Annotated in this window: 23 protein-coding genes and 1 pseudogene; 18 read left to right on the top strand and 6 right to left on the bottom strand. The window is 63.5% G+C overall.

The genetic code is table 11. The features are described 5' to 3' along the window. Positions 1 to 31 precede the first annotated feature (31 nt). Positions 32 to 1060, top strand: coding sequence for a zinc-dependent alcohol dehydrogenase (locus PSO31014_RS00965; protein ID WP_150549890.1), 1029 nt, complete (start codon positions 32 to 34; stop codon positions 1058 to 1060). 56 nt (positions 1061 to 1116) lie between these two features. Here PSO31014_RS00965 and PSO31014_RS00960 read toward each other — a convergent pair whose 3' ends face one another. Together PSO31014_RS00960 and PSO31014_RS00955 are read right to left on the bottom strand one after the other, a co-directional pair. After that, the gene (locus PSO31014_RS00960; protein WP_017234428.1) at positions 1117 to 1416 is read right to left on the bottom strand and encodes a DUF1488 family protein; all 300 of its coding nucleotides are present in this window, start codon (positions 1414 to 1416) and stop codon (positions 1117 to 1119) included. Continuing rightward, positions 1406 to 2860, bottom strand: coding sequence for an MBL fold metallo-hydrolase RNA specificity domain-containing protein (locus tag PSO31014_RS00955; RefSeq protein WP_150549889.1), 1455 nt, complete (start codon positions 2858 to 2860; stop codon positions 1406 to 1408). The genes PSO31014_RS00960 and PSO31014_RS00955 overlap by 11 nt, the downstream gene beginning before the upstream one ends. 285 nt (positions 2861 to 3145) lie before the next feature. Here PSO31014_RS00955 and PSO31014_RS00950 point away from each other — a divergent pair, with 285 nt between their 5' ends. The 6 genes and pseudogenes from PSO31014_RS00950 (at position 3146) to PSO31014_RS00930 (ending at position 6896) form a co-directional block, all read left to right on the top strand. Continuing rightward, the gene (locus PSO31014_RS00950) at positions 3146 to 3649 is read left to right on the top strand and encodes a universal stress protein (RefSeq protein WP_150549888.1); all 504 of its coding nucleotides are present in this window, start codon (positions 3146 to 3148) and stop codon (positions 3647 to 3649) included. Positions 3650 to 3653: 4 nt separating this feature from the next. Continuing rightward, on the top strand, positions 3654 to 4121 hold the full coding sequence (locus PSO31014_RS00945; protein WP_150549887.1) for a universal stress protein: 468 nt from the start codon (positions 3654 to 3656) through the stop codon (positions 4119 to 4121). Positions 4122 to 4282: 161 nt separating this feature from the next. After that, on the top strand, positions 4283 to 4927 hold the full coding sequence (locus PSO31014_RS00940) for a response regulator (RefSeq protein WP_150549886.1): 645 nt from the start codon (positions 4283 to 4285) through the stop codon (positions 4925 to 4927). 31 nt (positions 4928 to 4958) lie between these two features. Further along, positions 4959 to 5459, top strand: a pseudogene (locus PSO31014_RS22900) (cyclic nucleotide-binding domain-containing protein); the annotation flags it as partial. A 75-nt stretch (positions 5460 to 5534) separates the two neighbouring features. After that, positions 5535 to 5867, top strand: coding sequence for a helix-turn-helix domain-containing protein (locus PSO31014_RS22895; RefSeq protein WP_425494837.1), 333 nt, complete (start codon positions 5535 to 5537; stop codon positions 5865 to 5867). Positions 5868 to 5903: 36 nt separating this feature from the next. Next, complete coding sequence (locus PSO31014_RS00930) at positions 5904 to 6896, top strand: zinc-dependent alcohol dehydrogenase family protein (protein ID WP_150549884.1); 993 nt, start codon at positions 5904 to 5906, stop codon at positions 6894 to 6896. 6 nt (positions 6897 to 6902) lie between these two features. On the opposite strand, the gene PSO31014_RS00925 is transcribed toward PSO31014_RS00930, so the two are convergent. Beyond that, positions 6903 to 8564 (bottom strand): PAS domain-containing sensor histidine kinase, encoded by a 1662-nt coding sequence (locus PSO31014_RS00925; RefSeq protein WP_174976328.1) that lies wholly within the window; start codon positions 8562 to 8564, stop codon positions 6903 to 6905. Positions 8565 to 9115: 551 nt separating this feature from the next. On the opposite strand from PSO31014_RS00925, the gene PSO31014_RS00920 reads away from it, so the two are divergent. Both PSO31014_RS00920 and PSO31014_RS00915 read left to right on the top strand, forming a co-directional pair. Continuing rightward, complete coding sequence (locus PSO31014_RS00920) at positions 9116 to 9958, top strand: universal stress protein (protein ID WP_150549882.1); 843 nt, start codon at positions 9116 to 9118, stop codon at positions 9956 to 9958. A 24-nt stretch (positions 9959 to 9982) separates the two neighbouring features. After that, the gene (locus PSO31014_RS00915; RefSeq protein ID WP_150549881.1) at positions 9983 to 11017 is read left to right on the top strand and encodes a zinc-dependent alcohol dehydrogenase family protein; all 1035 of its coding nucleotides are present in this window, start codon (positions 9983 to 9985) and stop codon (positions 11015 to 11017) included. A 55-nt stretch (positions 11018 to 11072) separates the two neighbouring features. Here the strand turns inward: PSO31014_RS00915 and PSO31014_RS00910 are convergent, their stop codons facing one another. Next, complete coding sequence (locus tag PSO31014_RS00910; protein WP_150549880.1) at positions 11073 to 11981, bottom strand: ribose-phosphate diphosphokinase; 909 nt, start codon at positions 11979 to 11981, stop codon at positions 11073 to 11075. After that, complete coding sequence (locus tag PSO31014_RS00905; protein ID WP_150549879.1) at positions 11978 to 13582, bottom strand: thymidine phosphorylase family protein; 1605 nt, start codon at positions 13580 to 13582, stop codon at positions 11978 to 11980. Before PSO31014_RS00905 ends, PSO31014_RS00910 begins: the two co-directional genes overlap by 4 nt. A 424-nt stretch (positions 13583 to 14006) precedes the next feature. On the opposite strand from PSO31014_RS00905, the gene PSO31014_RS00900 reads away from it, so the two are divergent. From PSO31014_RS00900 to PSO31014_RS00875, 6 genes are all read left to right on the top strand, one after another. Next, complete coding sequence (locus PSO31014_RS00900; protein WP_150549878.1) at positions 14007 to 14516, top strand: hypothetical protein; 510 nt, start codon at positions 14007 to 14009, stop codon at positions 14514 to 14516. An 86-nt stretch (positions 14517 to 14602) separates the two neighbouring features. Next, positions 14603 to 15310: an ABC transporter ATP-binding protein gene (locus tag PSO31014_RS00895; protein ID WP_150549877.1), complete on the top strand. Its 708-nt coding sequence runs from the start codon at positions 14603 to 14605 to the stop codon at positions 15308 to 15310. Then, entirely contained in the window at positions 15307 to 16392 is a 1086-nt protein-coding gene (locus tag PSO31014_RS00890) for an HlyD family secretion protein (protein ID WP_150549876.1), read from the top strand. The genes PSO31014_RS00895 and PSO31014_RS00890 overlap by 4 nt, the downstream gene beginning before the upstream one ends. Before the next feature lie 31 nt (positions 16393 to 16423). Continuing rightward, positions 16424 to 17566, top strand: coding sequence for an ABC transporter permease (locus tag PSO31014_RS00885; RefSeq protein WP_150549875.1), 1143 nt, complete (start codon positions 16424 to 16426; stop codon positions 17564 to 17566). Positions 17567 to 17769: 203 nt separating this feature from the next. Then, positions 17770 to 18807 (top strand): Acg family FMN-binding oxidoreductase, encoded by a 1038-nt coding sequence (locus PSO31014_RS00880; RefSeq protein WP_150549874.1) that lies wholly within the window; start codon positions 17770 to 17772, stop codon positions 18805 to 18807. A 74-nt stretch (positions 18808 to 18881) separates the two neighbouring features. Then, a complete protein-coding gene (locus PSO31014_RS00875) occupies positions 18882 to 20195 on the top strand; it encodes an NRAMP family divalent metal transporter (RefSeq protein ID WP_425494829.1) in 1314 nt (437 codons plus the stop codon). Between the two features lie 62 nt (positions 20196 to 20257). Here PSO31014_RS00875 and PSO31014_RS00870 read toward each other — a convergent pair whose 3' ends face one another. Further along, complete coding sequence (locus PSO31014_RS00870; RefSeq protein WP_150549873.1) at positions 20258 to 21085, bottom strand: universal stress protein; 828 nt, start codon at positions 21083 to 21085, stop codon at positions 20258 to 20260. Positions 21086 to 21399: 314 nt separating this feature from the next. Here PSO31014_RS00870 and PSO31014_RS00865 point away from each other — a divergent pair, with 314 nt between their 5' ends. The 3 genes from PSO31014_RS00865 (at position 21400) to PSO31014_RS00855 (ending at position 23119) form a co-directional block, all read left to right on the top strand. Then, positions 21400 to 22053 carry a BON domain-containing protein gene (locus PSO31014_RS00865; protein WP_174975381.1) on the top strand — a complete coding sequence of 218 codons (654 nt, stop codon included), beginning with the start codon at positions 21400 to 21402 and terminating at the stop codon, positions 22051 to 22053. Between the two features lie 66 nt (positions 22054 to 22119). Next, a complete protein-coding gene (locus tag PSO31014_RS00860) occupies positions 22120 to 22593 on the top strand; it encodes a pyridoxamine 5'-phosphate oxidase family protein (protein WP_174976327.1) in 474 nt (157 codons plus the stop codon). A 64-nt stretch (positions 22594 to 22657) separates the two neighbouring features. Next, positions 22658 to 23119 (top strand): universal stress protein, encoded by a 462-nt coding sequence (locus PSO31014_RS00855; protein WP_150549870.1) that lies wholly within the window; start codon positions 22658 to 22660, stop codon positions 23117 to 23119. The last annotated feature ends 46 nt before the right edge of the window (positions 23120 to 23165 follow it).

Here is a 23165-nt window from a genome sequence, read left to right as displayed (position 1 = left end):
GGCAATGAACGATGATTTCCGGAGTTCCTCTATGAAAGCCCTGCAAAAAGCGACCGCCGCCTTCGGTCTTGAGTGGCGCGATGTTCCCGAACCCGAACAGCCAAGCGCGCAAGAGGTCATTGTCGACGTGACCGCCGCTGGAATCTGCGGCAGCGACGTTCACATCTACGACTGGTCGGGTGGCTACGATTTCCTGCGAGGCGCGTTCCCGGTGACGCTCGGCCACGAATTCGCGGGCCGCGTCGCAACGCTCGGTGCCGACGTCCACACGCTGCGCGTCGGCGATGCCGTCTTCGTCATCCCCTCTGTCGAATGCGGCGTCTGCGAGCACTGCGTCGCCGGTCGCCTCGATGATTGCCGCGACCGTCGGGGCATCGGCATGCTGCGCGACGGTGCCTTTGCGCCGCGCGTACGGGTGCCGGCCGCCAATTGCCTGACGTTCCCGGCGGAGATGGATGCGGGTGTCGCATCGCTCGCGGAGCCCTTGTCCATTGGGCTGTCGGCGGTCAAGACGGCGGAAGTGAGTGCAGGTGAGCGCGTGCTGGTGATGGGCCCCGGGACGATCGGTCAGGCGATCGCGGTGCTGGCGAAGGCCCGCGGCGCACAGGTGGCGATCGTCGGACATAACGACGCCGAGCGCCTCGCAACGGCGCGCGCGCTCGGCATCGACGCGACACTGGATCTCGACGGTGCGCAAGAAGGCGCCATGCGCGCGATGTTGGGCGGCAGCGAATACGACGTCGTGATCGAAGCGACGGGGGTCGGCGCGGCGGTGCAGGCCGGGCTCGATGTGCTGCGTCCGTCGGGCATATTTGTCGTGTGCGGGATTCACGGCAAGCCCATCAGCTTCGACGGCGCGAAGCTGGTACGGATGCGCCATCAGATTCGTGGGACCTACCGTGCGTCACGCGCGACCTGGCAAGAGGTGCGCGACTTCCTTATCGCGAATCATGCCTCGCTGGCACCGATGGTCACGCACCGGCTACCGCTCGCGCAAGCGGTCGAGGGATTCGAGATGGCGCGCCGGAAGATCGGATCCAAGATCGTGCTCGTTCCCTGACGCAGGGCGGCCTGAGTGCGCGACGTCGTCGCGCGTGCGACCGTGATTCGGGCACGCTAGCCATCCCGAGACGGCGGACACTCCATGCCCCAGCGGAAATGGCCGCTGCGCAACAAGACCGGCGCGCCGAGGCAGAGTCCGAGGTAGCGCTCGGTCATTTTCTCGATGGCCGGTCGATTCGCTCGGAATGCGGCCATCAGATCGTCGACGTTGCACGATTTCGCGCCAAAGTGATCCTCCAGCGCCTCGGCGGAGATGGCACACAATACACGCTTGTGGTTAAGATCGGCCGCGAACTCGATCGTCAGGTCGTCGCCGTTATAGGCCGGCGCGACGTGCGGAAACTCAATCTTCATGACCCAACTCCTCGGATGCGCGCGGGCTGCGATGGCGATCGTCGGACGCGCCGGTCGCGGCGGGTGTGTGGCCAGGAATGGCTTCGTCTCCCTCCAGGTAAGCCTGTTCCATCGGTTCCACGACATGGCAAGGCCAGCCGAGGCGCTCCGCAATCCGCCGGCGAAGGCTATCGGACGCGGCCGGCTCGCCATGATTGAGAAAGATGTGCCGGACCGGTTTGTCGAATTTCGAAAGCCAGGCGAGCGTCTCCTGGTAGTCGGCGTGAGCGGACAGCGTGTCGAGTTGCACGACTTCGGCGCCCACGTGAACGTACTCGCCAAAAATCTTGACTTCGCCGCCGCCGACCAGGGTCGCGCCGCGGGTGCCGGGCGCCTGGAAGCCAGTAAAGAGCACGGTGTTGCGCCAGTCGCCTGCCATCGCCTTGAGGTGGTGCAGCACGCGCCCCCCGGTGGCCATGCCGCTGCCCGCAATGATGACCAGGGGGACGGCGCGGGTATCGAGCCATTTCGACTGCTCGACACCGGTGACGAACGTCGCCGCGCCGCACATCTCCGCGCATTCGACATGATTCAAGCGATGATCGGTCTGATGGGCCGAGTAAGTCTTCGTGACGTTGATCGCCATGGGGCTGTCGAGATAGACCGGCACGTCCGGAATGCCACCGGACGCCTTCTGCTTCGCAATCCAGTAAAGCAGGCTCTGCACACGACCAACGGCAAACGCCGGCACGATCACGGTGCCCCCCCGGGCGAACGTTCGGTTCAGAATTTCCGCCAGTTGCGCGCCGGGATCGGTCCGGTCGTGCAGCCGATCCCCATACGTCGACTCCAACACCAGGAAATCCGGTGACTCGGGGACTGCCGGGGGCAGCATGATCGGATCGTCCTGCCGTCCCAGATCGCCTGAAAACAGCAACTTCCGGGTACCGACATTGAACTGCGCCATCGCCGCGCCCAGAATATGGCCGGCATGCCAGAAGTGCAGCGTGATCTCGGGGGACACTTGAAACGGCGCATCAAATGGCAGCGGCTTGAGCAGCGCGATCGCACGGTGTGCGTCTTCAGCGGTGAACAGCGGGAGCGCAGGCTGGTGCTTCGACTTTCCGTGACGGTTCACGAACGCCGCCTGTTCCTCCTCGAGTCGCGCACTGTCGAGCAGCAGAATCTCACATAAATCGCGGGTGGCGGACGTGCAATAGACCGGACCTTTGTAACCGTACCGCGCGAGCACAGGCAGGTAGCCGCTGTGGTCGATATGGGCGTGCGTGAGTACCACGGCGTCGAGTCGCTCGACGTCGAACGCGGGCGCCGCCCAGTTGCGAGCGCGCAAATTCTTCACACCCTGAAAGGCGCCGCAGTCGATCAGAACTTGCCTGCCGGCGGCCGAAAGCAGGGTCTTGGAACCGGTCACGGTGCCGGCGGCCCCCAAGAAGCGCAACTGCATGAACACACCTCGCACATTGGCCGGGCGGCAACACGGCGCCCGGTATTGGCAGAATAGTCCTCCGGCGCCGGATCCTCCTCCGACGTGGCCGTGGACGTTGATGTGTATCAAGGACCGTGTTCGCGTTCGCTCACCGTTCGCTTAACTGCCGCTACCGTGTAATCGTCACGATGGCAGACGGTTGACTCGGCCCGCGCGCGAACCTCGCTGCTACCGCGTTTTTCGCGCTCGCTGTTCCCCGACCTGTCGTCGAGTTCACCGGTTGACGCTACTGAGGACGACGCAATGTCTCATCGAATACTACTTGCCACGGACGGTAGCGAGACGTCTTGGCGCGCCTTGCATGAAGCCATCCGATTCGCGATGCCCGACGACGTCGTTCGGGCAGTAAATGTGATCGACGACCCTTTCGCCCACTATCAGGCCGCGTTCGCTTCCCATATCGATCTCGAAGCGGTCCGCGACGCCTTGATTTCCGAGAACCAGCAGACGTTGAGCGATACCTACAAGACGCTGCGTGAAGAAGGGATCCAGGCCGACACACGCTCCATCGATCTGCGCGCATGGGGCGGCACGATTGCCGACGCCATCATTCGGGAAGCCGAGCGGTGGCATGCCGATCTCCTGGTGCTCGGCACGCACGGACGCAAGGGCGTGCGGCGGCTCTTGATGGGCAGCGTTGCCGAGCAAGTGCTTCGGCAAACGCATCGGCCGGTCATGTTGGTGACCGGGCCCGCCCCATCGCCGCAGGGCCCGTCCACGGCCGCAACCGACGCCGAGCAGGGGTGAGATCATGTTGAAACGCATTCTGGTCGCCATCGACGGCAGCCCCACGTCGGATAAGGCTTTTGATTATGCGCTGGCGCTCGCCAAGGCGCGCAACGCTCACCTGCATGTCGTGTTTGTCGTGGACATTCCAGTGGCCTACGTAGCCGATGCCGATCCGTTTCCGTTTATCGAAGCGATGCGGCTGCAGGGCAAAGCGATTCGCGATACGGCCACCCAGCGGCTCAAGGGGGACGGCGTTGACGGTGACGTAGAGATCCGGGAACTCCTGCCGCTCGGGGGCGATGTCGCGCACCAGATCAACGTGGCGGCCGACGAAGACCAGGCCGATGTGATCGTCATCGGCACGCACGGCCGGCGCGGTGTTCAACGTCTGGCGTTGGGGAGTGTGGCGGAGAACTGCGCGAGACAGGCGCAGCGCCCTGTCATCCTCATTCCGCCGACGGCGGCCGAGGCGGGCAATGCGGTGTCGTGAGACTTCGGTCGCGCCTGGCGAGGTCGCACGGGCATGGCGCGAGGCAATGTGCGCAAACGAGCCGAGCGTGTAAAATCGGCCGGACGGATGTGCGATCTCATACACCCGCGTATCGCGAAGGCGATACCTCCAAATGCACAAAGCGACGCAGAGGCCGGCGCATGACTCGCATCATCGTAGCGGACGATCACACGCTGGTAAGGGCCGGGTTGCAGCGCATCCTGGCCGGCAGCGAGAACCTCGAGATCGTAGGCGAGGCCGCGAATGGCGCGCAGGCGATGGCGCTGCTTGAGCAGACGCCCTGTGATGTGCTTCTGCTGGATCTCTCGATGCCCGGACGCAGCGGCATCGACCTGATCGTGCAGATCAAGGCATCATTTCCGCGCCTGGCGATTCTGGTGCTCACCATGCACGGCGAAGAACAGTACGCCGTGCGTGCCCTCAAAGCGGGAGCCGCCGGTTATATGACGAAGGAAAGCGCACCGTCAGAGTTAGTGCTGGCCGTCAGGAAAGTCGTTGCCGGCGGCGTTTATCTGAGCCTGGCGATGGCCGAGCGGATCGCACAGGACCTGGCAAGCGCCGCTGGTGACACGCCGGGCTACCGGCGCCTGTCCGACCGGGAATTCGACGTGTTCCTGATGCTGGCCCGGGGTCTGAGCGTGAGCGATATCGGCAATACCTTGTGCGTGAGCGCCAAGACCGTGAGCACCTACAAGGCTCGCGTGCTGCAGAAGCTTGACCTCAGGAGCCAGACCGATCTGGTCCATTACGCGATCAAGCACAATTTGTTACGGGACAGCCTCTGACCGCGCGGTTTTACAGCGCGGTCTGTCAGCCATGGCCTACAGAGCGCCATCACGGCTGACAAAAGATCGCGTCGCGCGCTTATTTTCTTTCCGGTGTCCGTCTCCGATACTGAAGGCGTCGATTGCACAGGCCAGTCCACCGGAGTCCGCCATGTATGCTTCCTTCCGCCCGCTCGATCCCGCCCCCGAGGCCTACCCACAGAGTATTCGCGTGCATCGGGCATTCAACGATATCGATGACGGTGTGCCCCGGTGCAGCACCTGCCTCCTGCGTCAGCTTTGCCTGCCGGAAGGCCTTTCCGATGCATCTGCCCGCGGTCTGGACGGCGTGACCCGGGTGCGTCGTACCGTTCGCCGCGCCGAAGTGCTGTTTCGACCGGGCGACCCTCTCGAGCATCTATACGCCGTGCGTGCGGGCTCGTTCAAAACTGTCATCATGCATCCGGATGGCCGGGAACAAGTCACGGGGTACATGATGGGCGGGGAACTGCTTGGGCTGGGCGCCATCGCCTTTGGCCGGCAGGTGTCGGAAGCGGTGGCGCTGGAGGATAGCCAGGTCTGCGCGATCAAGTTCGCGGATCTGGAAGCCGTTGCAGGACAAGTGCCCATGATCATGCGGCAGATGCATCGGTTGATCGCGGCAGGCATTGTGCGAGAGCAGAACCAGTTATTGCGCCTGGGCACCGCACGCGGCGAAGCCAGGCTGGCCAGCTTTCTGCTCGACGTCTCGGCGCGGCTCGCCGCTCGCGGGTACTCCCCCAGTTCGTTCCTGCTGCGCATGACGCGCGAGGAGATCGGCAGCTACCTCGGTCTGCAGTTGGAAACGGTAAGTCGAATGCTCTCGCGCATGCAGGCGCAGAATACGCTGCGCGTCAGGCAACGCGAAATCACGCTGCTCGATACCAAGCGCCTGGGTGAGATGGCGGCCCTGTCGCATTAGCCGCGTCTCTTTTCCCCGTTTCCTTGGCACGCACGTATGCGAGCAATGCAGATGTCGAAGCGGGACGGCACGCTCACGCTCGTGGATATCCCGATTCCTGTCCCGGGGCCCACGCAGGTCTTGGTGCGCGTGAGCGTGTGCGGCGTGTGTCGCACCGACCTCCATGTGGTGGATGGCGACCTGCCGGACGTGCCCGACACGATCATCCCCGGGCACGAGATTGTCGGGACGGTGGCCGCACTCGGCGCGGAGGTTCGCGGACTGGCGATCGGGAATCGGGTCGGCGTCCCTTGGCTAGGCGAGACATGCGGACACTGCCGGTTTTGCCAGAGTCATCGGGAAAATCTATGCGAGTCCGCACGTTTCACTGGGTATACGCTTAACGGTGGTTATGCGGAATACACGGCGGCCGAAGCCCGCTTCACCTTCAAGTTGCCAGAGCGCTACGACGACGCCACCGCCGCGCCGCTGCTGTGTGCCGGGCTGATCGGCTACCGCTCGCTCGGCATGGCAGGCGATGCACGACGGATCGGCCTGTACGGCTTCGGTGCCGCCGCCCATCTGATTGCCCAGATCGCCCACGCCCAATCGCGGGAAGTCTATGCCTTCACACGCCCCGGCGACGAAGCGGCGATGGCCTTTGCGTTGGCCAACGGGGCTTGCTGGGCGGGCGCGAGCGACGCGCCGGCGCCCAAGCGTCTGGATGCCGCGATCCTCTTTGCCCCGGTCGGCGATCTTGTCCCGCAAGCCCTTGCAGCCGTGGATCGGGGCGGCACCGTCGTGTGCGCAGGCATCCACATGAGTGATATCCCGGCGTTCCCCTACCGCCTGATCTGGGGCGAGCGGCAGGTCAGATCGGTCGCCAATCTGACGAGAGACGACGGGCTGACGTTTCTGGCGCTCGCCGAACGTATTCCGTTGCACGTCACGACGAAAATCTACCCGCTCGAACAGGCGAATGTCGCCTTGAGCGATCTGCGTCGAGGCGCCTTTTCAGGTGCCGCGGTACTCCAGATTCGCGCGCCATAGCCGGATTCAGTCGTCGCGCGAGTGGACCGGTGCCGACGTCTCCAGGGGAATCACGGTGGTGACAACCGTTCCGCCCTCGGATGGGCTGCGGACTTCCAGCGTGCCGCCCAGCAAGCGTGCCCGCTCACGCATGCTGATGAAGCCGAGTGAATCCGATTTCGGGCGCGTTGGCGGCAGACCGCGACCGTTGTCGGAAATTCGAAGCCGGCATTCGCGATCGCATGACAATTCGATGGTGACCGACGTCGCCCTGGCGTGTTTTGCGACGTTGTTGAGAGACTCCTGAACAATCCGGAATAGCGCCGTTGCGACCGGGGCGGGAATCGGGGGCAGACTGTGTGCCTCCGTAAAATCGACGTCCACGCCATACCGGCGTGCAAAATCCCGGGTGTACCACTCGATCGCGGGACCAAGCCCCAAATCATCGAGCATCGGAGGGCGCAGGTCAGCGGCCATTTGGCGCACTGCGGCGACCATACCGTCGATGGATTGCTCGATTCTTTTGACATCGCCGCTGACGGTGGCCTGATCGCCCAAGGCGCGCTTGAGCAGCGCCGTGTCCATTTTCAAGGCGGTGAGCCGTTGGCCCAGGTCATCATGCAACTCCCGGGCGACCCGTAGCTTTTCATCCTCCCGAACCGCTTCGAGGCGTGCATTGAGCTTTTCGAGTTCAGTGCGAGACGTTTGCAGGGCATTCGCAATTTGCCGTTGTTCGGTCACGTCACGCAACACCACTGTATAGAACTTGCCGGCCGCGTCGGCGCTTTGCGAAATCGACGCTTCCATCGGAAACTCCTCGCCGTCCGAGCGCAGTCCCCAGAGCGGCCTGCCTCGCCCCATCAGGCGCTCCGACACGCCGGTCATGCCAAAACGCTCGATATGCTGATGATGTGCATCCCGAAACCGCTCCGGGATGAACCGCGCGAGCGGCTCGCCGATCGCTTCCATGGCGCTGCATCGGAACACGCTTTCCGCCGTCGGATTGAAGATCTGAATCCGTTGCTGATCATCGACGGTGATGATGGCCTCGCGCACGGATTGGATCACGCTGAAAAGGCGGCTTTCGCGGCGTCGCTTGTCCCCCGCGTCGCGTTCGCTGTGCCGTTGCGCGTGACGTCGCGCCAGCAGGGTGAGGGCCCAGGCGAACGTCGTTACTGCGGTCATGAGGAGCCCCAGCCCAAGGGCCCAGTTGGCCACGCCGGCCCCGCGCAGCGAGGCGAATTCATTGGACGCGGTGAAGGTGAGAAACAGCGCAGGTTTTTCCCCGTACGGCAGACTCGCTTGCGTTTGGTAGCCGACGCGGGGGCGGGGCTCGCCGGGCGCCCGAGGGTAGAGGCTGTCGAAGATGGGGATGGGTTGGTTCGCGCCGTCCCGGGTACTTACCGTCAGCGCAATGTCATGGAGAAGCGGCCCGATGGAAACGTGTACGAGCGCGTCGATATCCGCAACGGCGTACGCGCATAACGACGGGCGGCTGGTGTCGGACAGGAAAATCCAATACGCGCGCCCCGTCGTCGGCGATGTCCTCGTGACGAGGTTTCCTGTTGTATTTGTACCACTTGGCAGTGCCATCGAACCGCTCGGACCGAATACGGTGTCGTCGCCGATGGTATAGGCGAAGACACGCTCGATGGTGTCGCCCGTGCGCTGACATCGGGCGAAGCTCACCAGACCGGGCAATCGCTCCGCCACCCGCATGTTTTGCGCATACGCTCCCCAGGCGTTTTCGTCGGGCCGAGGCGCCATCGCCAGCCGGTCGAGTGCGCTATGCAAGGTGTCGCGATAAGCCGAGAGGGCGATCGCGAGCTTGTCCGTCGCGGCCGTCGTGCGCAAGTCGAATCGCGCGTCGACGTTAGCCTGCATGGTGGTGCGTACGGCGACCCAGTTCCATGCCGCAAGCGCGAGGCAGATCGAACACAGCAGGGCGAGGGTGATGCCATCTGACTGCTGCGAAAGCGATTGTATTGCCCCACGAAACGTCAATTTGGCCATGTACGTTGCCCCCTGTCGGTTCTCATGCCGAGGATTCCGTCTTTGTAGCACTGCTGGCGCAATTTTCCCATCCTCGTCAATCCGTAAGGCATCGCGCGTGACAAGCGCAAAACCCCGGACCGCGGACGTAAAAGCGTCGTCGTCAAGTCAGGCCTTGATCCGTGTCAACGGAGGGGGCCCGGCGTCGAACTAGAGTACAAGGTGATCGCCCCCATTGGAGAGTCACCATGACCTACCGGACGCTGCTTGTTCACGTTGATAACAGTCAGCAATCCCGCGCACGCGTCGAGCTTGCCGTGGACTTTGCCTGTCGGCTACCGGCCCACCTGACGGGCATCTACCTGCCGTTCCACATGCCGCTATTTTCCGACGTCACCGATATTGGGGGCATGGGGGTACCGCCGCCGTCGTCGCCGGAGAGCGACGCCAAGCGACTCGAGCAAGCGGAGCAGATGTTCATGGAGATATGTCGCCGTCAGGCCGTCAGTCCCGAATGGCTGGCGCCCCGATTCGACACGATTCGCGAGATGCAAACCCACGCGCGCTATGCGGATCTGGTGATCGTCGGCCAAGAAGACCAACGCGACCCCGAAACGATACCGGCCATGGGATTCGTCGAGTCGGTCGTGCTCGCCGCTGGTCGGCCTGTCCTGATCTTGCCGTATGCGGGCAAGGTACCGCGTGCGTTCAATAACATCCTGGTCGCGTGGGACGGCGGGCGCGAAGCGGCGCGCGCCGCGGCCGACGCCATGCCCTTCTTGCAGGCGGCGAAGACCGTCCATGTGATGCACGTCAGTCGAGGAAGCAAAACGGATGTCCTTGGGCCGATCCCGGGGCTCGATATCGCGATGTTCTTCGCCCGTCATGGCGTCAATGTGCGCGTCACGCCCGAGCGCGGCGCCAACGACATTGCCGTGGGAGAGGATTTGCTCTCCCGTGTGGCCGACATGAGCATTGACCTCATCGTGATGGGGGGCTACGGCCATTCGCGAATGCAGGAATGGGTGCTCGGCGGGGTGACTCGCACGCTACTTGAAACCATGACGGTGCCGGTGCTGATGTCGCACTGACACCACGCGATACGGAGTTCGGATATGAAAGCGCTGGTATTCCACGGTCCACAGCAAATCGCGCTGGAGGACAGACCCATGCCGGAGGTGATCGCGCCAACCGACGCCATCGTCCGCGTTTCCAAGACGACGATATGCGGTACCGATCTGCATATTCTCAAGGGTGACGTGCCGACGGTGGAGCCTGGGAGAATCCTGGGACATGAGGGGGTAGGCGAGGTCGTTCAGACAGGCACCGCCGTGACCGCGTTCAAGCCCGGCGACCGCGTGCTGATTTCGTGCATTTCATCGTGTGGGAAGTGCGAGGCTTGCCGACGTGGCATGTATTCGCATTGCGCGGCCGGTGGCTGGATTCTCGGCAATCGGATCGACGGCACACAAGCCGAATATGTCCGCACGCCACATGCCGACACCAGTCTTTACCATGCGCCTGTGGGCATCGATGACGATGCGCTGGTCATGCTCAGCGATATTCTGCCGACCGGATTCGAGTGCGGCGTGCTCAACGGCAAAGTCAAACCGGGCGACAGTGTGGCGATTGTCGGCGCAGGTCCGATCGGCCTTGCGGCGCTGTTGACCGCGCAGTTCTTCACGCCCGCGCAACTGATCGTTGTCGATCCGGATGCCTCGCGGCTGGAAGTGGCAACGCGACTCGGCGCCACGACGGTGCTGTCTCCCGGGCAAGCCGCCGAGGAGACCATCCGGAACCTGACCGGCGGGCGCGGCGTCGATACAGCTATCGAAGCCGTCGGCGTGCCGGCGACGTTCGAGCTATGCCAGGCGATCGTCGCCGCCGGAGGCGTCATCGCGAATGTCGGGGTGCACGGCAGCAAGGTCGATTTACATCTCGAGTCGCTGTGGGACAGGAACATCAGCATCACGACCCGGTTGGTCGACACGGCGGCGACGCCGATGTTGCTCAAGACCGTGCAATCGGGACGCCTTTCTCCCAGCGTGCTGATCACCCACCACTTCTCGCTTGCCGAAATTCTCGACGCGTACCGGACATTTGGCGACGCCGCGAACACGCATGCGCTAAAGGTCATCATCTCGCCGTGAGGTGCGCGGCGCACGGCACGGCAGCGCGGATGTCTCGTCCGCCTGCCGCCGACGATCATGGCTTTTTCGGAAGTGTATCGAGCAGGTCGTGCAACGCCTCGGCCAGCGCTGGCGTCACATCGATGGCGTTTGACGCGTGCGGCACCGTGTTGGCAGTCACGACCCGGCTGGCGCCAGCGGCAACGAGATCGTCGACGCTGATGCCGTCGAACAGTCCATGAACGGCAATGCAGACCGGGTTGCCGAAGCCGGCGCGAATCAGCGCCTTGACGGTGGCTACCATCGTTTGCCCGCTCGCCAGAATGTCGTCGACGATCACTGCCGTGCGTTTCGCAAACGTCGCTGGCACCTGCAACCGGACACTGACCTTGGCGTCGGCCTCCCGGGTTTTGTGCGCGACGACCGACGGCGCGCCGATGCGCTCGCCGATCTGTGCCACCCACGCTTCGCTTTCGTCGTCCGGCCCCACGATGAGCGGATTTGGCACGTTCGCCGAGATCCACGCGGCCGTGGCGGCGACGGCGTGGGGAGAGCGCACCGGAACGGCGTAGGCCGCCGAGAGCGACGGCAGCCGGTGCAAGTGCGGTTCAATCGTCACCAGGCCATCGATGTGCGGACTGAGCAGCCGGCCAAAGCTGTAGGCGGACACGGATTCGCCCGGATGGAAGCGCGCGTCCTGGCGCAGATAGCACAAGTACGGCGCCACAAGGACGACATTGCGCGCGCCGAGGTCTCGCGCGGTGTCCGCCGCGAAGATCAGCGGCAGTATCTTGGCATCGGGGCGGTGGAGCGAGCAGACCATGACGACCGCCTTCCCGCTCAGCGGCCCTTCGAGCGCCACTCGTTGTTCGCCATCGGGAAATCGATGAATATCCAGGCGCTGCACAGGGCAAGCGAGGGCGTGAGCGAGCGATCGGGCCACGGATTCGTCCCCGGGCATGGAATAGACCACGACATCCTTCATGATTCCCCCACAGCGACGATGGCTGGAAAGCGGCACGCATACTCGTACGCGTACTCGAGTTCTCCTTCGCTTTCCGCATAGATGGTGAACAGGGGCTGTCTCGAAACCACATGGGTTCCGATCGGTGCTTCGAAGACTACCCCAGCCCTCGGCGCGGCCGGCGCGCCCGCCAGCTTTGCCACCCGCGCCAGATGGCGATTGTCGACGGCGGTGACCACGCCACTGTGGCGGGCCGTTACGGCTTTGCTATGCCGCCCGACCAATGGCTCGCGCATGCCGCCCTGGGCCTCGCAGATTCTCTGGAATTGCCGCCACGCCAGCCCACTGGACAGAATGCGGTGCGCACATGCCTGGCCTTCGCCCGGCAGGGCCTTTCCGCCCATTTCCAGGAGTCTGCCCGCGATGTCAACACTCTTGTCGGCGAGATCGACCGGCGCGTTGCTGCGATTTTGCAGCACGGACAAAACGTCGCGCGCCTCCAGACTGGGGCCTATGCCGCGTCCGACCGGCTGGGCGCCCGCACAGACATAGGTCGAAACTTCGAGTCCGAGCGCCCGGCCAATCGTGCGCAGCCGTTCGGAAAACAGGGTGCTGGCGTATTGAGATCGAATCTTGGCGGTCAGGCCGACCGGCACGTCGATCAGCACGTGCGTAGCGCCGACGGCGAGCTTCTTCGACAGGATGGAGGCCATCATCTGCGCTTCGCTGTCCAGATCGAGCGGGCGCTCCACCTGAATCAGAATGTCGTCGGCCGGGCTGAGGCCCGCCGCGCCGCCAAAGACGATACAACCCCCAACGGCGTCGACGACCCGGCGCATCTCGTCGGCACGCAGATCGACCGGGGCCAGCGTTTCCATGGCGTCGGCGGTCCCCGCAGGCGACGTGATCGCGCGAGACGACGTCTTCGGCATAATCAGCCCTTGCGACGACACGATAGCGACCACGATCGGTGTGGTGCGATTGCCTGGCAGGCCACCAATGCTGTGCTTGTCGACGATGCAGTCCGCCTGCCAATGCAGGGTCTCGCCCGTAGCCACCATCGCGCGCGTGAGGGAAATGATCTCGTCGTCCGCGAGCCGATTCCCCGTGCATGCGGTCAGAAATGCCGAGATATGGATGGAGGAATAGCGGCCGGCGGCAATATCGCCGATCACCTCATCGAGTGCTGCGGGCGTAAACGCTTCGCCGAACATACGGCCTCGCACGTGGCGAAAGGACTCGATCGGCGGCATGTGACGCACGCGCACCCATTCGCCCTCGGACACATCAAGCGCGGCCAGGGCCGCTTCGCTCAAACCGATCTCGTCGAGTTCCACCCAATCGCCCGTCACGGTCTGTAGGGTTGCGACGACGCTTGCTGTCCGGTATTCAAGCTGCAGACGCGTCTGCGCCGCGAAACCTTCTGAGCGGCAGATCAGGCTATCGCGCCGAAGGTAAGCAACGGCTTCGCGCAACGTGTCGATTTGTACCCTGCGGGCGCGCAGCCGGCGTCCCGTGAACGGAAGGTCGGCGTGGGTATCGGCTTCTCCCGGTGACGAGCCTCGCAGGTCGGGACGACCGACGGCCTCAGCTTCCGGTGACTTCTCGATGTCGTCTGACACAGTGCGTATTCCTTGCAGAGCGCTACGGAGGCGCGTCCCGTCAGCGCGGATTCAGGGCCGATATCGGCGGTGCCTTAGCTTCCCAGCGTAGTGCCGGCAGGCGCGGTAGGCGGCGGGTGTCCGGTGAGACGTTGACGTGCATCAAATGGTGCATCTCCGCGTGTTTCTTGTGAACACCGCATCGGCCGACGTTGAGATATGTCAAGGCCTGGGCCGCTGCAACGGACTATCGTGGAGACATCGCCGGTTCCGACACAACCGACGCAAGCGACACCCGATCTTGCCGGTCCTCCGGCACTTGCGTTCGGATACGGCCCCGTTCCGAACGCAGGCAAGTTGGGTTTCTGCCCGCTTCGGCGGGCGATTTTTTTTCGCGCGTTGCGGTCGCGTTGTGTGACCCGCAATCCATTCGGGAGACGCTACGATGTCCAAGGCACCGATTCCCCCCTTGAGTCTGTGCAAGGCGCAAGTGTTCGCGGCGCTCGATGCTCACAGGAATTGGGTCGAGAACGTGCAGTGTCTGCGGCAGATGCAGCTAAAGGCCGACGAAGGTCTGATCGAGGCCGACAATGCGTTCGCCAGTGCACTGGAAAGTGCGTCGGATTTCAGTGCGCTCTTCAATAGCCAGCTCGCCTTCATGAACCGTCAGTTGGCGATGCAGAACCTGATCTGGCAAGGGTTGGTGAAAATGAGTGCCCGAGGGCCGACGGTGTGGGCCGAACAGTACTCTGCCGCGCAGAAGGCATGGCAACAGGTGTTCTCCGAGACGGCGGGCGAAGCGATGGATACGCAAAGCCCCGCCAATTGGTGGACGGCGTGGGGTGAACTGACCAAAACGGCGATGAGCACGTTCGGCTCACTCTCGGATCCGGTCGATCAGAGCGCGCCGAGGGCAAGGCCGGCGGCGTCGGCGCATAACGCCGCGCGCGGCTGATCGGCGGCGGAGCGTCGTCGTTGATCGCGCGAGTCCCCCTGGCGTCCTGACGCTACGCTCGCTCGTCACCGTGGAAGCTCATCCATATGCCCGGCGCACCTGCCACCGAAGCCATCGTCGCCACCGGACTTACCAAAGGGTTCGGGGAAGGGGCGGCCCGCACGACGGCCGTCAATGCCGTCGACTTGGTCGCCCATTTTGGCGAGATGCTCTTCATCGTCGGACCGTCGGGAAGCGGGAAAACCACGCTTCTTAGCCTGCTCTCCGGCATCCTGCGTCCCGACGCCGGCAAGGTGTGGGTGGGCGGCAGCGATATCTGGACGTTGTCGAAAGACGATCTGGCGGATTTTCGGCTGAACACGATCGGATTCGTGTTCCAGGACTATCACCTGTTCCCGAGGCTGACGAGCGCGGAAAATGTGGCGATACCGCTCATTCTCAAGCACAAGAACTGGAACGATGCGCTCGAGGCGGCCCGCCAGAGTCTTGCGATCGTCGGACTGAAAGACCGTACCGAGGTGGTGCCCGTCAAGCTCTCGGGCGGCGAGCAGCAACGCGTGGCGATTGCCCGGGCGATCATCGGCGCCCCTCAGATACTGGTGCTCGATGAGCCGACGGCGTCGCTGGACGGCGATACGGGCCGGATGATCATCGCTTTCGTCAAGCAGAAGATCCTGGACCGGAACCGATGCATCGTCATCGTGACGCACGACGCCCGCATCAACGAATACGCGGACCGGATCATTCATATGGAGGACGGACGCATCGTCTCGGCGACTGGGGGGCCTTCGTGAAAAACCCATGGCTCTTCATTGTCTCCGGCGCGGGCATTCTTGCCGCCGTGCTGGGCGCTTACGTTTTCTCGATCGAGCGTAAGCCGGAAGCGCCCGTCTTCACGCCGGTGAGCAACCCGTATCCGGCCGCGATCTACGCGACCGGTATTGTGGAAAGCGAGCAGGGCGGGGGCGCCAATATCAACCTGTACCCGGAGGTCTCGGGCGTCATCACGCAGGCGCTCGTGCACGAAGGCGACACGGTGCACGCTGGCGCGACGTTGCTGCGCATCGACGATTCGGTTCAGCGAGCGACGACGGAACAGCTGCACGCCCAGATGCTCGCGGCAGGTGTCGTACTCGACCAACTGAAGGCTGAGCCAAGGAAGGAAACCCTGGCCGTTGCCAAGGCGCAGGTCGACCAGGCGCGCGCGAATCTGACGGCAGCGCAGGACCAGTACGACAAGCGGCGAGCCTCTTATGAGATGGACAACCGGTCGATCAGCAAGGACGTGCTCGACACGGCCCGCGATGCGGTCGGTCAGGCGAGAGCAGCACTGGAAGTCGCACAAAGCCAATATGCGCTGACTCGCGCAGGCGCGTGGCGCTACGACGTGGACAATCAGGCGCACCAGTACGACGCGCTGTCCCAAGCCTATAGCGCGGCCAACGCCCTATTGCAGAAATATGCGATCACGGCCAAAGCGGACGGCGTGGTGCTGGCACTGAACGCCACCGTGGGCAGCTATGTCTCCTCGCAGGGCGTCTACGATACGTACACGGCCGGGTTCGATCCCCTGATTGTCATGGGCGGGCCCCAAGACTATCTGGCGGTACGTTGTTACATCGATGAAATCCTGGTGTCGCGGCTCCCGGCTGCCGGCCATATGCGTGCGCAACTCTCCGTGCGAGGCACCGATCTCAAGGTGCCGCTGGAGTTCGTTCGGGTACAGCCGCTCATATCGCCCAAAATCGAGTTGGCCAACCAGCGCCGGGAAAAGGTCGATTTGCGCGTCCTGCCCGTCATTTTCCGGTTCAAGACGGCAGACTTGCCGAAGATTTATCCGGGACTTCTCGTCGACGTCTTCATTGGGCAGCAATGATGAGCGCCTCCGATACCCGAGGAGGGTGAGCATGCAATCCACCGGCATCATGCGCATCGGCTTCCGGTTGCTCGTCAACGACAAGGCCAAGTTCTCGGCCTTGCTGGTCGGCATCGTGTTCGCGGTCTTCCTGATGACACAGATGACGGCGATGTTTGCGGGCATCCTGAATCGTGCCTATTCGACCATCACGAATGTCGGCGCCGAGATGTGGGTCATCGATCCCGCGGTCAAGACACCGAACTCCGCCTTTCCACTGCCCAATTTCCTGCTGGACGCGGTACTGAGCATGGACGGTGTCAAATATGCCGCGCCGTTGTATATCGGTGGCGCGCAGGTCAGGCTGGCCAGCGGCGTCTACCAATCGGTGAGCGTGGTCGGCCTCGACGATGCGAGTCTGTTTGGCCGCCCGCATATGGAAAAGGGCGACATTCTGGACATCTATGCCGACAACGCATTCGTGGTCGTCGACGATCCGGAAATCGCCAAGCTGGAACATCCGGCGATCGGCACCACGTTCGAAATCAACGACTTTCGCGGCGTGGTCGTGGGACTGGCGAACGTCTCTGCGAACGGCTTGAACGGCGTGCCAACGCTCTATACGACGTACAGCCGGGCCGTCGAATACATCCCGGGTACGCGCTTCACCATCTCCTACATTCTGGTGCAGCCCAAGTCGCCGGCGGCGATTCCAGCTATCAAGCGGCAGGTGGCCGAGCTGGGCTACATCGCGCTCACCAAGGACGAATTCAATCAACGAATTGCCAATTTCTATACCTATCAGACGGGCATCGGGACCAATATTCTGCTCATGACCATCATCAGTTTCATCGTGGGAGTCTCCATTTCGGGCCAGACGTTCTATTCGTTCGTGCTCGAAAACCTGGACAAATTCGGCGCGCTGAAAGCGATCGGCGCAAAAGGCAGCGAACTGGTGAAGATGATTCTGTTCATGGCCGCATTTACCGCATTGACGGGTTATGGCATCGGCGTGGGCCTGGTCACGCTGGTGATTACCCTTGCCAAGCGCACGTTGCCAAACTACGCCGCCATCACCACGTTCTGGAATCTCGCGTTCTCCTTCACGATGGTGTTGCTGATCGCGGCGATTTCCAGCTATATCGGCATTCGCAAAGTATTGCGGATCGAACCGTTCGACATTTTCCGCGGATAAGCCCGCGGCCCCTCGCGGGCGGCGCAGCTGCCCATTGACGTTCGTCAATGCGCAAGCGCGCCCGTTGCATCAGACTTCAGGCAATACGATCAATACGCTTGAAACGCTCGACAAGCGCAATCATCTCGCTCACCAAGCGCCTGCCAGGCCGATGTCACGTCGCGGTACCCGTGTTGTCGCGCCCTAGACCGAAGGAGGTTTTCGTGCCCCGATCCAAGGACAACTTACTCCCGGCGTGGACCGTCGACGATCAGGCGTTCGCCAGGACTGCGACGGCCGCCGAGCGGCTGAGATTCTGCCTGCAATACGCCATCCTCGCGCCCTCCACGCATAACACGCAGCCGTGGCGCTTCGTGATCAGCGACGACACGGTCCTGTTGTGTGCCGACCGCACCCGGGCGTTGCCGGTCAGCGACACCTATGACCGCGAGCTGGCGATCAGTTGCGGGGCGGCCTTGTTCAATCTGCGCGTCGCCCTCAGCCACTTCCGTTGCCCGTATGTGATCCGCATCATGCCGTCGAGCGCCGAGCCGGACGTACTCGCCAGCGTGCAAATCTCGGACGAGGGCTTCGTGGACGGGCAGATCGCTACGCTGTTCGCCGCCATCCCCAATCGGGTGACGAATCGTCAGGCCTTCGACCCGGCGCCGGTGCCGCAAGCGACGATCGCGTCGCTACAGGCGGCGGCCGAGGCGGAAGGCGCCCAACTCGCCCCGACAGCGAACGACGCAGAGCGCTTGCGACTGGCCGACCTGATCGATCAGGCGGATCGAATCCAACTGGGAGATCCGCGCTTTCGCCGCGAACTGGCATTGTGGATCAATGCCGCGCGGCGCGATGACGGCATGGCAAGCTACTCGGCAAGCGCGGCAAGCCTGCTCGACTTCGCTTCTCCGATCCTGGCCACCGTCGTGCGTACATTTGACGTCGGCGGCGGTTTGGCGGCAAGCCACCGCCGTCTTGTGGAGGGTTCGCCCTTGCTCGTCTGCCTGGCAACGCGCTCGGACGGCCCTGAAAACTGGTTGTTGGCCGGGCAGGCTATGCAGCGGGTGTTACTGACGCTCACGGCCCAGGGGTTTGATGCGTCGTTCCTCAACCAACCGATCGAAGTCGAGACATTGCGCTCGGCCATCGGTGCCATGACAGGCAGCGGGGACCATCCGCAGATCCTGCTGCGCGTGGGCCGAGGCCCCTCGCAGATCCACGCGCCAAGGCGCGCCCTGGAATCGGTGGCTTCGTAAGTGTGACGTTGCCCGAAATCACGAGTGCGCGCCAAGGGCTGGCGCGCGAGGCGTCTTGAGTCGCGAGGGCGGGAATGGGGCTGGAAACACAGGGTGAGCGGTCGTCGATGTGGCTTCAGGGGCTGCGCAAACGGCTGAGCGAGCATCCGCTCAGGCGCGTGGGCCCCGGGCTGATCACGGGCGTCGCGGACGACGATCCGAGCGGTGTCGTCACCTACACCCAGGCGGGCGCGCAGTATGGGCTTAACATGTTATGGACCATGCCGCTCGCGTTCCCCTTGATGGCGGCCATGCAGTTGATCTGCGCGCGCATCGGTCGCGTCACGGGCAAAGGGCTTGCCGCCAATATCGAGACGGCATTTCCGCCGATCGTCCTGCGCGGCGTGATCGTCCTGCTCCTCTTTGCCAATACGCTCAATATTGCGGCCGATCTGGCCGCGATGGGCGAAGTGGCGGAGCTGACCAGCGGCATCGATCGACATTGGATGACCATCGGCTTTGCGCTCGGCTCGCTGCTCCTGCAGGTCTTCGTGCCTTACCACCGCTACGTTGTCTTCCTGAAATGGCTGACCGTGTCGCTGCTCGCCTACGCCGCCGTCCTGCTGACGGTGCATGTGCCGTGGCGACAAGTGGCCATGCGCACGCTGTGGCCCGATCTCACCATCGACTCGGCCAGCGCGGCCGTCATTGTCGGGGTGTTCGGCACGACCATCAGCCCCTATCTCTTCTTCTGGCAGACCTCGGAGGAGGTGGAGGAGATGGAACGAGACCCCACGGCGTTGCCGCTGAAGGACGACAACGTGGCCGCCGTTGCTGCCAGCGGCGAGCTTCGGCGAATCGGATGGGACACCTGGACAGGAATGTTTTACTCGGACATCACCGCCTATTTCGTAATCCTGGCGACTGCCGTTACGCTCCACGCGAGCGGCATTCGGAGCGTCGACACCGCGGCGCAGGCAGCCAGTGCGTTGCGGCCGCTGGCCGGCGACCTGGCGTATGCGCTGTTCAGTGTCGGCATCGTGAGCGTGGGTCTGATCGGGGTGCCGGTGCTGGCAGGGTCCGGTGCCTATGCGATGGCGGAAGCCATGCACTGGAAGGAGGGGCTCGAGCGCAAGCCCAGTGCGGCGCACGGCTTCTACGGCATTATCGCGCTCAGCATGCTCGCTGCCACCGGCATCCAGTATTCGCCGATCAGCCCGATGAAGGCGTTGTTCTGGAGTGCCGTCATCAATGGTGTCGTGGCGGTGCCGCTGATGGTCGTTGTACTACTGCTCGCCTCGAGGAAATCGGTGATGGGCCAATTCACGGCGAGCTGGCCCATTCTTGCCTTGGGCTGGATGGCTACCGGAGTAATGGGCGCGGCGGCTGTGGCGATGCTGCTGATGTAGTCGGCGGGAGATCACCGCAGCCGACAGCGCTGGCGCGCCGACGACTGCAGTGCCGAATCACGTCAGTGGGACAGCAGCACCGGCGTGGACATGTGCTTGAGCACCGTGCGTGTTGCGCCACCGAACACGAGTTCACGCGTCGGACCGTGTCCGTAGGCGCCCATGACCAGTAAGTCCGCTTCGTACTCCTCGGTAACGGCCAACAACTGAACACCATCGCTGGCTTCGGTGTCCTGTCGGATCGAAACCGGCTTCGCGCGCAATCCGTGTTTCTCCAGCAGATGCACGATCTCGGTCAGTGACGGGTCGTCGCCGGCCGGGGAGCGGTTAATCCCCACCACGAAGATGTCCTGCGCGCGCCCGAGCAGTTGCCAGGCGTCGCCGATCGCACGTCTGGCTTCGCGCGAGCCATTCCAGGCGATCACGATGCGCCGGATTTCCTGCGGCAGGGTCACGTTGTGCGGAAGTCCGAGCACCGGTACGCCTGCCGTTACGACGATGTCGCCGATGCCATCGACACCGAGGGCGGCGACCCCACCCGGCGCATCGGGTTGACCGACGATGCACAGGTCGGTGCCTTTGGCAAAGTTCGACAGGATGGTCGGCGGCGCGCCGAACGGCGCATGCCAGTCTCCGGCGATATCGTGTTCGGCGCAAACCTCCTGGAACAACTGCTCGGCCGCGTGCAACGCCGTCTGAGCGCGCCCCTCCGTCCGGTAGTGGTCTCCGGACGATTCGCGTTGTCCTGAATGCACCGCGCCCGGGCGGTGGGGCACGTAGATTCCTGCGAGACTGGCGTCATGGTGACGGGCAAGCAGCCCGCTGAAGCGCAGCCGTGCCGCACTCGTCGCGGTGTCGTCTATATGGACACAAATTCTCCGTAAGCTCATTTCGCTCCTCCTCGCATGGGTGACCCGCGCATTCGCCTGCGACAAGTCGGATTACCACGCAGGCATGTTTTGTTATAGCGCGGACAGCCGGCTCGGCGGCGAGATTCCCGCCATCGGGTTGATGCGAATCAAGCTCGCGCGGCTTGCGTGCGGTGGGTGACGCCCTGCGTGACGTTGATGTCGGTCAAGCGCTGCCGAGAGAAGCCGGCAATGCGCCTGCTGAGGCGCTAAGGTGGAAGAACACGGCGCGATACCCGCAAATGTCAGCGACATTTGCGATGGCGCCATCCCTATTCTGTGGCACGGAGTACCCCATGAAGACAGATACTCAACTGCAACGCGACGTGATGGACGAGCTCGCGCGCGACACTAACGTTCACGCCAGCGAGATTGGCGTCGAGGTGCGCGACGGCATTGTCACGCTCTCGGGCGAGGTCGCGAGTTTCTTTGAAAAGTGCGAGGCCGAGCGCGTCGCGGCGAAGGTCGCGGGGGCGCGCGCGATTGTGATTGGACTGGAGGTCGTGCCCATGTCGAAGGATCGTCATACCGATGCCGATATCGCAAGAGCCGCGCTTGCCGTGCTGAAGTGGCACGCCGGCCTGCCGGACGATGGCATGCACGTCAAGGTCGAGAACGGCTGGGTGTCCCTGGCGGGCGACGTCGAAACCTACACGCAGCGCGTGTTGGCCGAGAGTGCCGTTCGTACGTTGCGAGGCGTGAAGGGCGTCATCAACGACATCAAGGTGCTCAGTGGGCCCCATCGGACGGAGATTGTCGGGCATATCGCCGCCGCGCTGGCACGTCAGGCGCAGCGCGAGGCGCGCCACCTAGACATCTCCGTTCTGGGCAATGGCGAGGTGCTGCTGACCGGCACGGTCCATTCGCTGGCGGAAAAGGAAGCCATCCGGGGCGCGGCCATGACCACGCATGGCGTATGTGCCGTCGTGGATCGGCTAACGGTTGAGTAAGCGCGCCGGGTGATGCCCACGGGGCGGCACTCGCAACGCGGACGCGATAGACGCAGGAGAAGCCTCATGAACGCAGACCTGGAGGCCGTCATTCTGGACGTGCTGGATTCGTGCCGGGAGTTGTCGCTCGCGACGCTCATGGCGGACGGGAACACGCAGTCCGATGTCGTTTGTTTCGTCCATCACGGACTCGACATCTATTTCGCCACCGGACGCGATAGCCGCAAGATGGCGAATATTGAGCGCGCCGCGCAGGTCTCGTTCTGTCTTTACAAGCCCTATGTCGGATGGCCGGACATCAAGGCGCTATCGGGCCACGCCTATGCCGAGATTCTGCCGGATGAATCGTCCGAGCGATTACTGGCGATGCGACTGCTCGATGAGCGCTTTCCGGACGCGTGGACACGCGTTCCCGAACACGGTTCGAGCCGCTCCACCATCGTGAAGCTCGAATGTTGGGCGCTTCAGGTGCTCGACTACAGCCGCGGGTTTGGTCATGCCGATATCGTTACCGTTCCATCGAAACGGCGCTGCGAATAGCGCGAATGGCGCGAATCGCCGTGACGTCGGTGGTTGAGGGATTGCAAAACAAGGGGAAGGAATCATGTACCGCAACATACTGGTGGCTTTCGATGCCAGTCCGCCCTCGGAAACCGCGCTGATCCACGCCGCGAGGCTTGCCAAGGCGCTCGGGGCGAGCCTTCGCGTCGCTTACGTCGAGGTCGACCCGGCACTCTACTTCCCCTTGATGGCGGCAGCGTTGCCGTCGGTGGCCGACATGCAGAACGCGCTCAATGCCGAGACGCTGGCCGTTCGGGAAGTGGCATTGGACATTCTGGCGCGCGAGGGCGTTGCGGCCGATTTCGCGACGCTACCGTTGATGGACAGCCATATGCACATCGCCGATCGGTTGCTGACGGAGGTCCGGCGCGTGGGCGCCGATCTCGTGGTCACCGGCTCGCACGGCCGCCGCGGCCTCGCGCGCCTCACGCTCGGTAGCGAGGCCAACCGCATGCTGCAGCGTGCCGACCGGCCAGTGCTCATCATCAAGTCGCCCACGCCATAGCGCGTCCGCGGCGTGCGGCGGTGCCATCAGGCCCCGCCGCACGCGG

The sequence above is a fragment of the Pandoraea soli genome (assembly GCF_902459595.1).
Lineage (GTDB): Bacteria > Pseudomonadota > Gammaproteobacteria > Burkholderiales > Burkholderiaceae > Pandoraea > Pandoraea cepalis.
This window is presented reverse-complemented; position numbering and strand designations above follow the sequence as displayed.

Bases quoted from the DNA above. Each gene is read 5' to 3' on its own strand.
- PSO31014_RS00965 (WP_150549890.1), top strand. From the start codon at position 32: ATGAAAGCCCTGCAAAAAGCGACCGCCGCCTTCGGTCTTGAGTGGCGC.
- PSO31014_RS00900 (WP_150549878.1), top strand. From the start codon at position 14,007: ATGTCCAAGGCACCGATTCCCCCCTTGAGTCTGTGCAAGGCGCAAGTG.
- PSO31014_RS00940 (WP_150549886.1), top strand. From the start codon at position 4,283: ATGACTCGCATCATCGTAGCGGACGATCACACGCTGGTAAGGGCCGGG.
- PSO31014_RS00870 (WP_150549873.1), bottom strand. From the start codon at position 21,085: ATGAGCTTACGGAGAATTTGTGTCCATATAGACGACACCGCGACGAGT.
- PSO31014_RS00855 (WP_150549870.1), top strand. From the start codon at position 22,658: ATGTACCGCAACATACTGGTGGCTTTCGATGCCAGTCCGCCCTCGGAA.
- PSO31014_RS22895 (WP_425494837.1), top strand. From the start codon at position 5,535: ATGATCATGCGGCAGATGCATCGGTTGATCGCGGCAGGCATTGTGCGA.
- PSO31014_RS00915 (WP_150549881.1), top strand. From the start codon at position 9,983: ATGAAAGCGCTGGTATTCCACGGTCCACAGCAAATCGCGCTGGAGGAC.
- PSO31014_RS00955 (WP_150549889.1), bottom strand. From the start codon at position 2,860: ATGCAGTTGCGCTTCTTGGGGGCCGCCGGCACCGTGACCGGTTCCAAG.
- PSO31014_RS00885 (WP_150549875.1), top strand. From the start codon at position 16,424: ATGCAATCCACCGGCATCATGCGCATCGGCTTCCGGTTGCTCGTCAAC.
- PSO31014_RS00860 (WP_174976327.1), top strand. From the start codon at position 22,120: ATGAACGCAGACCTGGAGGCCGTCATTCTGGACGTGCTGGATTCGTGC.
- PSO31014_RS00875 (WP_425494829.1), top strand. From the start codon at position 18,882: ATGGGGCTGGAAACACAGGGTGAGCGGTCGTCGATGTGGCTTCAGGGG.
- PSO31014_RS00865 (WP_174975381.1), top strand. From the start codon at position 21,400: ATGAAGACAGATACTCAACTGCAACGCGACGTGATGGACGAGCTCGCG.
- PSO31014_RS00930 (WP_150549884.1), top strand. From the start codon at position 5,904: ATGCGAGCAATGCAGATGTCGAAGCGGGACGGCACGCTCACGCTCGTG.
- PSO31014_RS00960 (WP_017234428.1), bottom strand. From the start codon at position 1,416: ATGAAGATTGAGTTTCCGCACGTCGCGCCGGCCTATAACGGCGACGAC.
- PSO31014_RS00920 (WP_150549882.1), top strand. From the start codon at position 9,116: ATGACCTACCGGACGCTGCTTGTTCACGTTGATAACAGTCAGCAATCC.
- PSO31014_RS00910 (WP_150549880.1), bottom strand. From the start codon at position 11,981: ATGAAGGATGTCGTGGTCTATTCCATGCCCGGGGACGAATCCGTGGCC.
- PSO31014_RS00895 (WP_150549877.1), top strand. From the start codon at position 14,603: ATGCCCGGCGCACCTGCCACCGAAGCCATCGTCGCCACCGGACTTACC.
- PSO31014_RS00950 (WP_150549888.1), top strand. From the start codon at position 3,146: ATGTCTCATCGAATACTACTTGCCACGGACGGTAGCGAGACGTCTTGG.
- PSO31014_RS00945 (WP_150549887.1), top strand. From the start codon at position 3,654: ATGTTGAAACGCATTCTGGTCGCCATCGACGGCAGCCCCACGTCGGAT.